The sequence below is a fragment of the Luteipulveratus flavus genome, assembly GCF_029439465.1.
Classification (GTDB): Bacteria; Actinomycetota; Actinomycetes; order Actinomycetales; family Dermatophilaceae; genus Luteipulveratus; species Luteipulveratus flavus.
In genome coordinates, this window is sequence record NZ_JAROAV010000024.1 from 34835 (window position 1) to 49128 (window position 14294).

Sequence of the window (14294 nt, forward strand, 5' to 3'; positions counted from 1 at the left end):
GCTCAGCCCTGCCCGACGTGCGCCGCGATCGGGTTCACCAGCTCGCCGGCGAAGATCAGCGACTCGGCCTGGTCGGCGAGGTCGACCATCTGCACGGTGTTGCGCAGCTGCAACCGGTTCAGGCAGCTGTGCCGGAACGTCGGGCGGAACAGGTCGTACCGGCGCGCGGTCTCGGCCAGCTCAGGATGGTCGTGCTCGTGCTCGCGGATGCACGCGGCGACCTGCGCCCAGAAGTCGTCCTCGGCAATGACCCCGTCACCGTCCAGGATCGCGGCGAGGAACCGCAGGAACCCGTCGAAGACGTCGGTGTGCAACGACAGCGCGCGCACGTCCTGCGGCACGTCCGCCCGGACGCGGGCGATCTCGTCCGGCACCGGGAGGTCGCCCATCACCGCGATCTCCTCGCCGACGTCCTTCATCAGCATCCGGACGGGGACGTGGTCCCGGACGACCATGACGAGGTTCTCGCCGTGCGGCATGTACGCGAGCTCGTAGCGCAGCAGGCAGTGGACGACCGGGCGGACGTACGCCCGCAGGTACGACCGCAGCCACTCGGACGCTGGTAAGCCAGAGGCACGAATCATGGCTGACACCAGTGCGTTTCCGTCACCGTCGCGGTGCAGCAGCGAGGCCATGGTGGCGAGCCGCTCGTCCGGTGCGATCCGGTCCACGGGGCTCTCCCGCCACAGCGCGGCAACCATCTTCTGGTGGGGCGAGACCCGGTCGAGCCGGTGGTACGCGTCCCCGGTGTAGCCGACGGACGCCCGCTCCCGCAGGATGCCGAAACCGCACTCCCGCAGCGTCGGGTCGGCGTCGACCAGCTGCCCGACCCAGTCGTTGATCGCCGGGGTGGCGCGCATGTACCGCGGCGAGAGCCCGCGCACGAACCCCATGTTCTGGATGGAGAGCGACATCTTGACGTAGTGCCGCTCCGGCTGCGCGCTGTTGAAGAACGTGCGGATCGACTGCTGCGGCTGGTAGGAGTCCTCGCCCACGCCGAGGTGGACCAGGTCCTGCCGGCCGAGGTCCGGCGCGAAGGTGATGGCGATCTTGTTGACCCACTGCCACGGGTGCACCGGCACGAGCACGTAGTCGGCCGGGTCGAGGCCGAGCGCCCGCAGTCGGTCATGGAAGGCCTCCAGGGCCGGCTCGCCCAGCTCGCCCGCGTACAGGCGCTGCTCGTCCAGACCCCGTCCGCAGGCCAGGTGCGTCACGGCCCGCCGCGCGGCGAGCCAGACGAGCCGGACGGGTGCGCCCGTCTCGGGGGCGTAGGCCGCGTAGTCGTCGGCGCCGTACCCGATGCGGCCGTTGTTGGCGACGAAGGCCGGGTGTCCCTCGGTCATCGCGGACTCGATCTGCTGGTAGTCCGCATCCAGGAGCGTGGCGACGTCGCGGGCGCCGTGCTCGGACTTCCAGGCGGCGGCGCTCAGGGTGCTGGCGATCTCCTCCAGGTAGGTCGGCAGGAGTGCGTCGGAGATCCCGAGCGCCGGCGCCAGCTCGGTGATCAGCTCCTGCGCGTCCAGCCGGGTCGGCACGCCGTCGACCGTGCGCTCGATGCTCCGACCGTCGATCGCCCAGTGCTCCAGGTGGTGCCGGCGTGCCCGGAACCGGTAGACCACCCGGCCGGAGTCGACGGCCAGGCGGTGGCCGTCCTCGTCCGCGACGGGCGCGACGAGTCGTTCGTGCGCGAGCTCGGCGATGATCTTGCCGACCAGTGCCCGTTGCGCCCCCTCCATCGTGCGGGTCGTCAGATGTGTTGCGTACGAGTCCTGCTCGGTCGTGACGGTCATCGTGCTCCTCCGATGGTCGAGGCGGTGAAGGCGTCGCGCGTAACCACCGACAGGGCGGCGACCTTGTCCGCGAGCCGGACGTGCCGGAGGACCTCGAACCCGGCGGCGGCGTTCAGTGCGGCGATACGGCTGTTGCGGACGTCCGGCTCGACGACCACGCGCCGTACGCCGGGTGGTCGGAAGCACTCCTGCAGCACGGCTCGCATCACCGTGGCGGTGAACCCGTGGACCGGGCGGTCGGTCGGCGCGACCAGCAGATGCATCCCGACGTCCCCGGTCCGCAGCTCGGGCAGCCCCACGAGCTCGCGCCGGCTCGGGTCGTACCGCTCGGCGAGGAACGCCGGCTCGCCGTCGACCCGACCGAGGTACGCGTGGTGGTACGGGTCGGCGGCGATGACCCGGTACGCCTCCCGCACCTGCGCGACCGTGTGGTCCTGCATCCCCCAGAAGACCGAGCGCGGGTGCGTGACCCAGGCGTGCAGCAGACCAGCGTCCGCGTCCGGCTCGACCGGCGCCATCCCGATCGTGCCGACGGTGGCCGCGGTCATCGGACCGGCTCCGTCACCCGCAGCCGCTCGGGGACGCCGAACTCCTGGAAGGCGATCCGGTGCTCGATCGGGTACACCTCGCGGCCGAGGATGCTCGCGAGGATGACCGAGCTGCGGTACGCGCCCATCCCGAGGTCGGGTGCGACGAACCCGTGGGTGTGCTCCTCGGCGTTCTGCACGAAGACCTCCCCGCCGGCGAGGCTGACGTCGTAGGTGTCGGACGCCAGGAACCGGCCGTGCTCGTCCCACCGGATGCGGTCGCGGACCGGGTCCAGGAAGGTCGGCACCGTGGGGGCGTATCCCGTTGCCAGTACGAGGGACTCGGTGGTGAGGCAGGCGTCCTCGTGCGACTCGAGGTGGTGCAGGTCCAGGGTGTACCGGCTGCCGTCCCATCCGGCGGCGGTCACCTCCATGCCGGTGAGCAGCGTGGTGGGCACGCCGCCGGCGACCTGCTTGGCGTACAGCGTGTCGAAGATCGCGTCGACCGTGCTCGCGCTGATGCCCTTGTACAGGCTGCGCTGCTCCCGCAGCAGGCTGCGGCGCCGGTCGGCGGGCAGTGACCGGAAGTGGCGGGAGTACTCCGGTGACGTCAGCTCGAGCGTGAGCTTGGTGTACTCCATCGGGAAGAACCGGGGCGAGCGCGTGACCCAGCGCAGGGCGTAGTCGTGGTCCTCGATGTCGGTCAGCAGGTCGGCGTAGATCTCGGCGGCGCTCTGACCGCTACCGACGACGGTGATCGATCCGGTGCGCTGCAGGTCCTGCTTGCGGCGCAGGTAGTCCGCCGAGTGCAGGACGGGTCCGTCCAGCCCGATGCACGGCTCGGGCACGCACGGCTGGGTTCCGGTGCCGAGCACCAGCCGCCGGGTGCGGTACCGCTCCCCCGTCGCCGTCCCGACGACGTACGCCTGCCCGTCGTGCTCCACCGTCTGCACGCCCTGGCCGAACCGCACGGACGTCAGGCGTTCGCTCGCCCACCGGCAGTACTGGTCGTACTCGGCACGCAACGGGTAGAAGCTCTCCCGGATGTAGAAGGGGTAGAGCCGGCCGGTCTGCTTGAGGTAGGCCAGGAAGGAGTACGGCGAGGTGGGGTCGGCCATCGTCACCAGGTCGGCGAGGAAGGGCACCTGCAGGGTCGCCTCGGGCAGGAGCATGCCCGGGTGCCAGCCGAACTGGTCACGGGCCTCCAGGAACAGCGCGTCCAGGTCCTCCAGCGGCTCGGCCAGGCACGCGAGGCCGAGGTTGAACGGGCCGAGCCCGATGCCGATGAGGTCGTACGTGCGCATCAGCCCTCCACCGTCCGGGCGCGGGCGCCGTCGTCGCCATGAGCGGGGTGGAGCGGGTGGTGGAGGGGTGCAGTCACCGCGGTCCTCTCGTCGAAGATAGGTAAGGCTTACCTACTTAACCGCATCGCACGGTGCTACCGGCCCGTCGGGGGCATCCGTTGATGTGATCTACGTCTCGTCGGAGACCGCGACGAGCCCCGGCATAGTGCCGGGGCTCGTCGCGAGCCCTCCTCTCGTCGTGGGGCCACCCGGGTCAGGGCAGCGTGAGCTTGAAGGAGTAGAGGGTTCCGGTGTCGCCGGTGTAGTAGTCGGTCACCTTCAGCGTCCAGGTGCCCTGCGCGGAGACCGACGTGACCGGCACGGTCTTCGTGGTGAAGCCGTCACGGGTTCCGCAGCTGCCGTACGACGCCGTCTCGAGCGTGTAGCTGCGGCCGTCGGGCGCGACCAGCACGACACCGAAGTCCTCCTCGCACGAGTGGTAGATGTCGTACGCCGCCGTCACCGAGGTGACGGTGTCCGCACAGGTCGAGGTGACCGGGCTGGACGCCGTGGCGTTGTCACGGATCGGGTAGTCGGTGCCGTTGGTGAACGACTTGGTGGTGCAACCGCCCGGCGTCGACCCGTTCACGGTCAGCGAGTACGTCGCCGAGTGGCTGACCGCACCGCCGGCGGTGACCGTCACCTGGTAGGTGCCCGACGGCGTGGTCGCCGACGTCGCGACCGTCATCGTCGAGCTGCCGCCCGTGGTGACCGAGGCGGGGTTGAAAGTGGCGGTCGCACCGGACGGCAGCCCGGACGCCGACAGGGTCACCGTCTGCGCGCTCCCCGACGTGGTCGCCGTGGAGACGGTGGCCGTCGCGGACGAGCCGGCGTTGACCGTGCCCGAGGACGGCGACAGGCTCATCGAGAAGTCGTTGGTCGGGGTGCTGGTGCCGACCGCCTGCTTCCAGATGGTGTACGCGATGCCATCCGCCGAGCGGTCCAGACCCGTGGTGTTGATGTTGGACGGGTAGGAGTCGCAGGCCGAGTGGTAGCAGGAGTCGTACGCCGCGTTGGCCGTACCGCCCCACTTGGACGCCTGCGCGCTGGTCTTGCGCGCGCTGGCCCCCATCGCGTAGCCGCTGGTCGCGATGCCCGCCTGCTCGAACGAGTAGTCGTCCGACCGTCCGGCACCCTCGGTGTTCTCCTCCGGCTGCAGGTTGAGGGAGTCCCAGTACGCCTTCATGGGCGCCGCCGCCGCGGAGGTGACGTGGTTGATGAAGTAACCACCGTTCTTCGAGGCGATCATGTCGAAGTTGTAGTACGCCTTGAGCTGCGACTTCTGCGTGGAGGTCAGCTGGTTGACGTAGTACTTCGAGCCGTTCAGACCCTGCTCCTCGTCGGTCCACCACGCGAACCGGACGTGGCCGTCCATGGTCGGCTTCGCGGCGGCGAGGGCCAGGGCGTTCTCCAGCAGCGCGACCGAGCCGGAGCCGTTGTCGTTGATGCCCGGGCCGGCCGAGACGCTGTCGAGGTGGGCGCCGAACATGTACGTCTTGGCGGCGTCACCACCCGGGTAGTCGGCGATCAGGTTGTCCGAGGGGTAGGTGCAGGTCGTGCACCGCTGCCGGGTGACCGTGTAGCCGGCCGCCTTGAGCTTGTTCTCGACGTAGGTCGTCGAGGCGGTGTAGCCGGCCGAGCCCGCGCGGCGGTTGCCGCCGTTGCTGGTCGCCGTGTCCTGCAGCGACTGCAGGTGGGCCTGCATGTTGGTCAGCGAGATGTCCGGAGGCGTCGAGCCGCCGGGACCGCCACTGCCGACGGTGAGGGTGTACGTCGCCGTCTTGGTGACGCTGCCCGCGGCCGACACGGTGACCTGGTACGTCCCCGCCGGGGTGGTGCTCCCCGTCGTGACCGTCATCGTCGAGCTGCTGCCGGTGGTCACCGACGCGGGGCTGAACGACGCCGACGCGCCGCTCGGGAGGCCGGACGCCGAGAGCGACACCGTCTGGGCCGTCCCGGACGTCGTCTGGGTGGCCACCGTGGCGCTGGTCGACGCACCCGGCGTCACGCTGCCGGACGTGGGCGCCAGGCTGACCGAGAAGTCGCTGGTCGGCGAGGCGGTGCAGGTCGGCTCGCCGGTCTGCGTCCCGACGCCGACGCCCAGCCAGGCGTTCTTGACCGCGTCGAACTCGGTGCACGAGCCCGGGTAGAGATCCTTGGCGGCGGTCAGGGTCGCGACGCGCTCCTTCGCGTGCGTCCAGGAGGAGGTCTTGCGCTGCAGGCCGTTGGTGAAGATGTTGGTGGCCTTCTGGACGCCGATCCCGGTGATCGAGCTCGGGCCGCCGGAGCAGATCGGGCTGGTGGGCTTGCCGCCGCCGGGGTTGTTGCCCTCGGCCAGCAGGTAGAACCAGTGGTTCTGAGGCCCGGCACCGGCGTGCACCTCGGTGGAGGAGGTCAGCTGCGGCACACAGTTCGGGTCGCCGACCTTGGACGGGTCGTACATGTACCGGATCGGTCCCTGGCCGACCAGGTCGATCATCTCGCCGACCTCGTAGTCGGGGGTGTCCTTGGCATTGTTGGCGTACGCCTCGGTCGCCGCGCCGTAGATGTCGCCGGTCGACTCGTTCATGCCGCCGGCCTCGTTCCTGGAGGCGGAGCCACCGGAGAACTGGAAGATGCCGTGGCCGAACTCGTGGCCCACGACGTCCATCGACGTCGCCTGCTTGGAGTTCGCCTGGTTGTGGCCGAAGCTGCCGTACGAGCCGTTCCAGACGGCGTTCACCTGGTTCAGGCCGACGCGGGCGGGGTAGGCCTTGCCGGTGCCGTCGATGCCGTTGCGGCCCGCCCAGGCCTTGAGCATCGCGTACTCCTGCTCACCGGCGTACATCGCGTCGACACAGGCGGTCGGCAGGTCGGTGCCGCTGCCGTTGCCCCAGACGTCGTCGCTGTCGGTGTAGACGGTGCCGGTCTGGCCACCGCACTGCAGGCCCGGCGCCGCCGTGCTCTTCATCGAGTACGAGCCGGAGCTGCCGGTGGTGGTGAAGCCGACCTGACCGACGTGGTTGCCGGTGCCGGTGGCGTCCACGACCAGGTCGTGGGTCCGGATGACGCCGCCTTGCCGGGCGTCGACGAACACGTGCTGCCGGGACTCCTTGCCCTTCTTCGTGCCCTCGACGAAGACCTCCCAGGCCAGCCTGGGCGTCGCGCCGGTGGCGTCGACCACGAGGCGCGGACGCTTCGCGGAGGTCACGGTGTCGAGCTGCTGGCGGGCCGCGGTGGTGGCCTTGGCGGCGGTCACGGACGGCCGGGTCGAGGCGACCGCGGCGGCGCCGGGACGGGCCTCGGTCGTGTCGCGGATGGTGCCCGTCTCGTCGGTGGTGACGATCGCCTCGCCGCCGACCACGGGCACGCCGCGGAAGCTGCGCTCGAGCAGGACGAAGTGACGTCCGCCTGATCCGAGCCGCTCCGAGGCGCGCACGTAGGACTCGTTCGGATGCTTCTTGCTCAGCGACGCGCCGCGGGCGTCCGCGGCGACGAGCGCGCGGGCGGGCGAGGGCGGGGTGGGCGTACTGCTCGCAGTCGCGAGTGCGGGGGTGGCCGCGGCGCCGTGGGGTGCGGCGTCGCTCACCGACGGCAGAGCGGGTGCGGCCAGGCCCACGAGGGAGCCTGCCATCACCACCCTCGCCAGTCGGCGGGTAGCTGGACTGGACATGATGTGTGGTCCGCCTTCCAGGGGGAGTTGGTGGCCATAACCTCCCGGGACGGAACGCTGCGCGGTAATCCCAGTTCGCCATAACCTCGGGCCTATGCACCTCGACATCCGCCACCTGCGGGTGCTGCTGGAGGTCGCGCGGGCCGGCAGCGTGAGCGGCGCGGCGCAGGCGATGGGCGTCTCGCAGCCCTCCCTCAGCAGCCAGCTCGCCCGGATCGAGCGGGCCTTCGGTTATCTGCTCTTCGAGCGGGGCCCGTCCGGTGTGCGTCCCACACCCGCCGGGGAGCAGGTGCTGCAGCGGGCCGCGCGGATCGTCCACGACCTGGAGTCGCTGGTCGAGGACGCGCGCCCGCCCAGCCCCGACACGACCCTGCGCATCGGCGCGAACGCCGCGCCCTTCTTCGCCGACTTCCTGCTCGGCGTCGAGGAGGCGCTGCCGGACTACGAGATCGTCCCCGTCATCGACATCTCGAGCGTGGTGCTGACCGAGTACCTGCTCGCCGGCGACGTCGACGCGGCACTGATGGGTGTGCACCGCGGCTTCGACGACGCCTGCCCCACCGAGCTGCGCGAGCTGGTCGTGGTGGACTCCGAGCCGATGCTGGTCGCGATGTCGGCGAGCCACCGGCTCGCCGGCGCGGACGAGGTCGGCCTCGGCGACCTCGGCGAGGAGGACTGGCTGCTGCCGCCCGGCAAGCCGGACGGGACGATGGCCGCCGTGCTGGACGCGTTCGCGCAGGCCGGCATCGCGCCGTCCTCGCGGCTGGGCAGCCGCGCGGTGCCGGACTACTGGCCCTACATCGCCGCCGGGCACGCGGTCTCGATCGTGCTGCCGACCGCCCTGCCCGCGGACGACGCGACGGTCAAGCCGTTGCGCGGCTCACCGGTGGTCGGGCGACGGGTGCTGCGCTGGGACCCGCGCCGGCTGGACGTCGAGACCGCGGTGATCTGTGCCAACACCGCGCGGGCCGCCTACCTGTCCCAGCTGGCCGCCACGGCCGTCACTCAGCCGTGGTGGGACGCCCAGCCGCAGCATCGACCGATCGTGGCGCCCGCACGACCACGGGAGACCCGAACCTCTCCGCCCTGAGGCGCACGACGCGCCTGAGCTCACCGACGGTCGGGTCTCAGGGGCGTTCGGCGGTCGCCCACATGGCGACGGCGCTCGCGGCCGCGACGTTCAGCGAGTCCACTCCCCCGGCCATCGGGATCCGGACCACCAGGTCGCACGCGGCGACGGTGCGCTGCGACAGTCCGTCACCCTCGGCGCCGAGGACCAGCGCGAGACGCTCCGGAGCCCGAGTCTCCAGCTCCCTCAACGAGATCGAGCGGTCGTCGAGCGCGAGTGCGGCCACGGTCCAGCCGTGCTCGCGCAGCTCCGCGACGGACCCGGGCCAGGGGTCCACCCGCGTCCACGGCACCTGGAAGACCGTGCCCATCGACACGCGTACGGCCCGTCGGTACAGCGGGTCGGCGCACCGTGGCGTGACCAGCACCGCGTCGTACCCCAGCGCCGCCGCGGAGCGGAACACCGCACCCACGTTGGTGTGGTCGACGATGTCCTCCAGCACCACCACGCGCCGCGCGTCCCGGAGCAGGTCGGCGGGCGGAACGAGCGTCGGTCGGTGCATCGACGCCAGCGCTCCGCGGTGCAGGTGGAACCCGGTCATCGCCTCGATGACCGACGCCTCGGCGACGTACACCGGCACGCCGTCGGCCTCGACCTGCTCGACGACGTCGGAGAGGTCGCTCAGCCAGCGCTGGCCCATCAGCAGCGACCGCGGCCGGTGCCCGGCGGCGAGCGCGCGGCGGATGACCTTCTCGCTCTCGGCGAGGTACAGGCCCTCCCGCGGCTCGAGCACCCGGCGCAGCGCCACGTCGGTCAGGGCGAAGTAGTCGCGGACGCGCTCGTCGGTGGGGTCGTCGATCGTGATGGGCACCGGCTCAGCGTAGGGAGCCGGGCACCCGACCGACGGGTGAGGGCGTCAGCCCAGCACTAAGTTCACGATCGCCGCGACGCCGACCACGACGATGAAGCAGCGCAGCACCCACGGCGGCAGCCGGCGCCCGAGGCGAGCGCCGATGACCCCGCCGACCAGCGCACCCAGGGCGATGAGCCCGGCCACGGCCCAGTCGATCTTGTCCGTCGCGACCACGACGAACGTGAGAGCCGCGACGGCGTTGACGACGGTGCCGAGCACGTTCTTGATGCCGTTGATCCGCTGGAGCGGGTCGGTGAGCAGGACGCTCATGATGCCCATCAGCAGCACGCCCTGGGCCGCCCCGAAGTAGCCGCCGTAGACCCCCGCCAGCAGGATCCCCACCGGGAGGGCGACACGACGCCACAGCGGGACCTGGTCCCCAGCGTCGTGGTGGGCGGCCGCCGCACGTCGCTGGAGCCACGGCCCGAGAACGACCAGCAGGATGCCGATCCCGATCAGCACCGGCACGATCGCGTCGAACGCCGACGCCGGCAGCACGATGAGCAGCAGCGCGCCGATCACCGCGCCCACGAACGACATCGGCGCGAGCCGCCGCAGCAGGTCGCCCGAGCCGCGCAGCTCCTTGCGGTACCCCCAGGTGCCCGTCACGCCGCCGGCCACCAGACCGAGCGTGTTGGAGACGTTTGCCACCACCGCGGGGTAGCCGAAGGCCAGCAGCATCGGGAACGTCACCAGGGTCCCGGAGCCGACGATCGTGTTGATGGTGCCCGCAGCCGTACCGGCCAGCAGGATCAGGACTACCTCGGGCCAGGACACCGCGTCACCGTACCCACCACGGCTGCGACGTCACGCGGTCGTCTCAGCGGGCGCGGGCGCTCCAGCGCTCGCCGTGGCGGTCCAGCGTCAGCGGCATGCCGAACGTCGCCGAGAGGTTCGCCTCGGTGAGAGCCAGCTCCAGCGGGCCGGCCGCGACGACCTTGCCCTCGCGCAGCATCAGCACGTCGGTGAAGCCGGGCGGGATCTCCTCGACGTGGTGGGTGACCAGCACCATCGCCGGCGCGGCGACGTCCTGCGCGAGCATCCCGAGCCGGGCGACGAGGTCCTCGCGGCCGCCCAGGTCGAGACCGGCAGCCGGCTCGTCGAGCAGCATCAGCTCCGGGTCGGTCATCAGCGCCCGGGCGATCTGCACCCGCTTGCGCTCACCCTCGCTCAGCGTTCCGAACCGACGCTGCGCCAGGTGGCCCGCCCCGAGGGCGCCGAGCAGCTCGCCGGCCCGGTCGTGGTCCAAGGAGTCGTACGCCTCACGCCATCGGCCGACGACGCCGTACGACGCGGTGACCACGACGTCACCGACGCGCTCGTCGGACGGGATGCGCTCGGCGATCGCCGCGGACGCCAGACCGATCCGGGGGCGCAGCTCGAACACGTCGACGGCGCCGAGCACCTCCGAGAGCACCCCGGCGACGCCCGTGGTGGGGTGCATGCGACCCGAGGCGACCTGCAGGAGCGTGGTCTTACCGGCGCCGTTGGGGCCCAGCACGACCCAGCGCTCGCCCTCCTCGACCTCCCAGGTGACGTCGTCCAGCAGACGCTGCCCGCCCCGGACGACACTGACACCGGCGAGGGCGAGGACGTCACTCATGCCCCAGACCCTAGGGCACCTACGATGGCGGGTTGTCGCCGATCCCGGCACCCGCGCGGGGTTCGGCGAGACCGCCACGAGAGGAGGCCCAGGACGATGTCGACCCTGCCCGCGAGTGTGCGGCTGTCGCTGTGGGTGACGGCGGCGTACGCCGGTCACCTCGACCTCGACGACGCGCTCACGCACGCGCTGCCGGACGTCGACCACGTCACCGGGGCGGCCGACCGGCTCCGGCTGTGGCAGGACCTCGGCGAGCGCGTCCTGTGCGTCGCGCTCCCCCGGCCGGGTCAGCTCGCGACCCTCCCGCGCGGCAATCCGGAGCTGATCGGCGCCGCGACCGACGCGGGCGAGTGCGTGTTCGTCCCGGCCATCGGCGGCGCCCTCGTACCCGTCATCGAGGAGTTCGGTCCCGAGGGTGACACCGGTACGCAGGTGACGTGGTCCGCGTACGACGCCGACCCCGTCCCGGCGCACCTGCTGGAAGCGATGGACGAGTCGGAGATCGAGCGCACGCTGCGCGAGCACCTGGTCGATGCGACCCAGGAGCTGGACGCGCTGGACGCCAAGCCGTGGGCGGGATCACCGCTGCGGGCGATGGCGGACGAGCGCACCGCGATGCGCGAGTGGGGTCTGCCGCCAGGGCTGCCGGGACGGGCGCTGCGGATCATCCAGCTGGCGGGGACGGTCGCGGCCGCGTGCGACTTCGCGCTCGAGCACTCCCAGATCCACGACGCCACGACCGACGCCCGCCGGCACCGGCTGCTGCTGGACCTCCTCGGGGGTGCCGAGACCGCCCTGGCGCACGCCACCACCGCCGCGGCGCAGAGCCTCGCCGGCCTGCGCCGGACGAGGTCCTGACGCCGGTCAGCCGGTGAGCACCTGGTCGTAGACGGCTCTGGTCCGGTCCGCGACGGCGTCCCAGCCGAACGCCTCGACCGCACGTCGGCGGCCGGCGCGCCCGCGGCGACGCGCCTCCTGCGGGTCCGACACCGCCTCGGTCAGCGCCGCCGCCATGTCGTCGACGAACCGGTCCGGGTCCACGGGGGTGCCCGTGCCGTCGCTCACCTGCTCGATGGGGACCAGCCAGCCCGTCGGCTCGTCGCCATCGGCCGCGGAGTCGACGACGACCTCGGGGATGCCGCCGGTGGCCGTCGCGACGACCGCCGCCTCGCACGCCATCGCCTCCAGGTTGACGATGCCGAGCGGCTCGTACACCGACGGGCACACGAAGACCGTTGCGGCGGAGAGGAGTGCGACGACGTCGGTACGCGGCAGCATCTCGGCGATCCAGGTGACGCCCTCGCGGGTCCGGGACAGCTCGGCGATGAGCGACTCCACCTCGGCCTGGATCTCGGCGGTGTCCGGGGCGCCGGCGCACAGCACGACCTGCACCTCCGGCGGCAGCCTGCGCGCTGCCCGCAGCAGGTACGGCAGGCCCTTCTGCCGGGTGATCCGGCCGACGAACAGCACGCTCGGGCGGTCGGGGTCCAGCCCGTGCCGGCGGGCGGTGTCGCGGCCGGCCGGTGTATCGTCGCGGGCCCAGGCTGCCGCGTCGATGCCGTTGTGGACGACGTGGACCCGCGCCGGGTCGATCGAGGGATAGCTGCGGAGGACGTCCGCACGCATGCCCGCCGACACCGCGATGACCGCGGCCGCCGCCTCGTACGCGGTCCGCTCGACGAACGAGGACACCTGGTAGCCGCCGCCCAGCTGCTCGGCCTTCCACGGCCGCAGCGGCTCCAGGCTGTGCGCGGTCACCACGTGCGGGACGCCGTGCAGCAGCGCGGCGAGGTGGCCGGCCGTGTTGGCGTACCAGGTGTGGGAGTGGACCAGGTCGGCCCCGCCGCAGTCCTGGGCGATGCGCAGGTCGACGCCGAGCGTGCGCAGGGCCGGGTTCGCCCCGGCGAGCTCCGGGAGGTCGTCGTACCCGTGCGTGCCGGGCTCCTGCTGCGGGGTCCCGAACGCCCTGACCTGGGCGTCCACGTCCGCGGCGCGCAGGGCCCGGACGAGCTCGGTGACGTGCACACCAGCGCCGCCGTAGACGTTCGGGGGGTACTCCTTGGTCAGCACGTCCACTCTCACGCGATCGACCGTACCCGCGCGCCGTCACGCGTGGACGCGAGCGCCTAAGGTCGGGGCATGGTGGCAGGCGGCGGTCCACGGGTTCTCGCGATCGTGCTGGCCGGAGGTGAGGGCAAGCGGCTGATGCCGCTGACCGCCGACCGAGCCAAACCGGCGGTGCCGTTCGGCGGCATCTACCGCCTGATCGACTTCGCCCTGTCCAACCTCGCCAACAGCGGCTACCTGCGCATGGTCGTGCTGACCCAGTACAAGTCGCACAGCCTGGACCGGCACATCAGCACCACCTGGCGGATGTCGACCATGCTCGGCAACTACGTCACTCCCGTGCCGGCCCAGCAGCGGGTCGGCAAGCAGTGGTTCGCGGGCTCGGCAGACGCGATCTTCCAGAGCCTCAACCTGATCCACGACGACAAGCCGGACATCGTGGTGGTCGTCGGCGCCGACCACGTCTACCGGATGGACTTCGAGTGCATGGTCCGCCAGCACCAGGAGAGCGGCGCCGCGGTGACGGTCGCCGCGATCCGGCAACCGATCGACCAGTCCGACCAGTTCGGCGTCATCGAGGTGGACCCGACGACGAAGGGCCGCATCGCCGCCTTCCGGGAGAAGCCCTCCGATCCCGAGGGGCTGCCGGACAGCCCGCAGGAGATCCTCGCCTCGATGGGCAACTACGTGTTCTCCGTCGACGCGCTCGTGGACGCCGTCACCCAGGACGCCGCCCGCGAGGAGTCCGCGCACGACATGGGTGGCGACATCGTGCCGTGGTTCGTGGACCGGGGGCAGGCGTACGTCTACGACTTCAAGGACAACGTCACCCCGGGAGCCACCGACCGCGACCGCGGGTACTGGCGTGACGTCGGCACCATCGACTCCTTCTACGAGTCGCACATGGACCTGGTGTCCATCCACCCCGTCTTCAACCTCTACAACTACGACTGGCCGCTGATGACCAGCTACGGGCCCTACCCGCCGGCCAAGTTCGTCACCGGAGCCTCCCAGCGTCGCGGCGTGGCGCTGAACTCCATCGTCTCGCCGGGCTGCATCGTCAGCGGCGCCGTGGTCGAGGACTCCGTCCTCAGCCCTGCGGTGAAGGTCCACAGCTTCGCCCGGGTCAGCGGCTCGGTGCTGATGGGCGGCGTCGAGGTCGGGCGCAGCGCGATCATCCGGCGGGCGATCCTGGACAAGGACGTCCGGGTGCCGCCGGGCGTCAGCATCGGGGTGGACCCCGAGCACGACCGGGCGCGGGGGTTCACCGTGACCGACTCGGGCATCACCGTGATCGGCAAGGGCACCGTCGTCACCGAGTAGGCGGCGC

At 71.6% G+C, this 14294-nt stretch carries 11 protein-coding genes; 3 read left to right on the top strand and 8 right to left on the bottom strand.

What is annotated here, in order from left to right:
* Positions 1 to 2: 2 nt before the first annotated feature.
* From P4R38_RS07110 to P4R38_RS07125, 4 genes are all read right to left on the bottom strand, one after another.
* Positions 3 to 1790, bottom strand: coding sequence for an IucA/IucC family protein (locus P4R38_RS07110; protein WP_277191616.1), 1788 nt, complete (start codon positions 1788 to 1790; stop codon positions 3 to 5).
* Positions 1787 to 2338, bottom strand: coding sequence for a GNAT family N-acetyltransferase (locus P4R38_RS07115; protein WP_277191617.1), 552 nt, complete (start codon positions 2336 to 2338; stop codon positions 1787 to 1789). Before P4R38_RS07115 ends, P4R38_RS07110 begins: the two co-directional genes overlap by 4 nt.
* The gene (locus P4R38_RS07120; RefSeq protein ID WP_277191618.1) at positions 2335 to 3621 is read right to left on the bottom strand and encodes a lysine N(6)-hydroxylase/L-ornithine N(5)-oxygenase family protein; all 1287 of its coding nucleotides are present in this window, start codon (positions 3619 to 3621) and stop codon (positions 2335 to 2337) included. The genes P4R38_RS07115 and P4R38_RS07120 overlap by 4 nt, the downstream gene beginning before the upstream one ends.
* Before the next feature lie 253 nt (positions 3622 to 3874).
* On the bottom strand, positions 3875 to 7273 hold the full coding sequence (locus P4R38_RS07125) for a M28 family peptidase (RefSeq protein WP_277191619.1): 3399 nt from the start codon (positions 7271 to 7273) through the stop codon (positions 3875 to 3877).
* Positions 7274 to 7406: 133 nt separating this feature from the next.
* On the opposite strand from P4R38_RS07125, the gene P4R38_RS07130 reads away from it, so the two are divergent.
* Positions 7407 to 8402: a LysR family transcriptional regulator gene (locus P4R38_RS07130; protein ID WP_277191620.1), complete on the top strand. Its 996-nt coding sequence runs from the start codon at positions 7407 to 7409 to the stop codon at positions 8400 to 8402.
* Positions 8403 to 8439: 37 nt separating this feature from the next.
* Here the strand turns inward: P4R38_RS07130 and P4R38_RS07135 are convergent, their stop codons facing one another.
* The 3 genes from P4R38_RS07135 to P4R38_RS07145 are packed head-to-tail and all read right to left on the bottom strand — an operon-like array spanning position 8440 to position 10897.
* Positions 8440 to 9252 carry a TrmH family RNA methyltransferase gene (locus P4R38_RS07135; protein ID WP_277191621.1) on the bottom strand — a complete coding sequence of 271 codons (813 nt, stop codon included), beginning with the start codon at positions 9250 to 9252 and terminating at the stop codon, positions 8440 to 8442.
* A gap of 45 nt (positions 9253 to 9297) precedes the next feature.
* Positions 9298 to 10071: a sulfite exporter TauE/SafE family protein gene (locus P4R38_RS07140; protein ID WP_277191622.1), complete on the bottom strand. Its 774-nt coding sequence runs from the start codon at positions 10069 to 10071 to the stop codon at positions 9298 to 9300.
* A 43-nt stretch (positions 10072 to 10114) separates the two neighbouring features.
* Entirely contained in the window at positions 10115 to 10897 is a 783-nt protein-coding gene (locus tag P4R38_RS07145) for an ABC transporter ATP-binding protein (protein ID WP_275236920.1), read from the bottom strand.
* Positions 10898 to 10993: 96 nt separating this feature from the next.
* Here P4R38_RS07145 and P4R38_RS07150 point away from each other — a divergent pair, with 96 nt between their 5' ends.
* Complete coding sequence (locus tag P4R38_RS07150; protein WP_277191623.1) at positions 10994 to 11755, top strand: hypothetical protein; 762 nt, start codon at positions 10994 to 10996, stop codon at positions 11753 to 11755.
* A gap of 6 nt (positions 11756 to 11761) precedes the next feature.
* Here the strand turns inward: P4R38_RS07150 and glgA are convergent, their stop codons facing one another.
* Positions 11762 to 12979, bottom strand: a complete 1218-nt coding sequence (glgA, locus tag P4R38_RS07155; protein WP_277191624.1) for a glycogen synthase — start codon at positions 12977 to 12979, stop codon at positions 11762 to 11764.
* A 57-nt stretch (positions 12980 to 13036) separates the two neighbouring features.
* On the opposite strand from glgA, the gene glgC reads away from it, so the two are divergent.
* Positions 13037 to 14287: a glucose-1-phosphate adenylyltransferase gene (gene glgC, locus P4R38_RS07160; protein ID WP_277191625.1), complete on the top strand. Its 1251-nt coding sequence runs from the start codon at positions 13037 to 13039 to the stop codon at positions 14285 to 14287.
* Positions 14288 to 14294 lie beyond the last annotated feature (7 nt).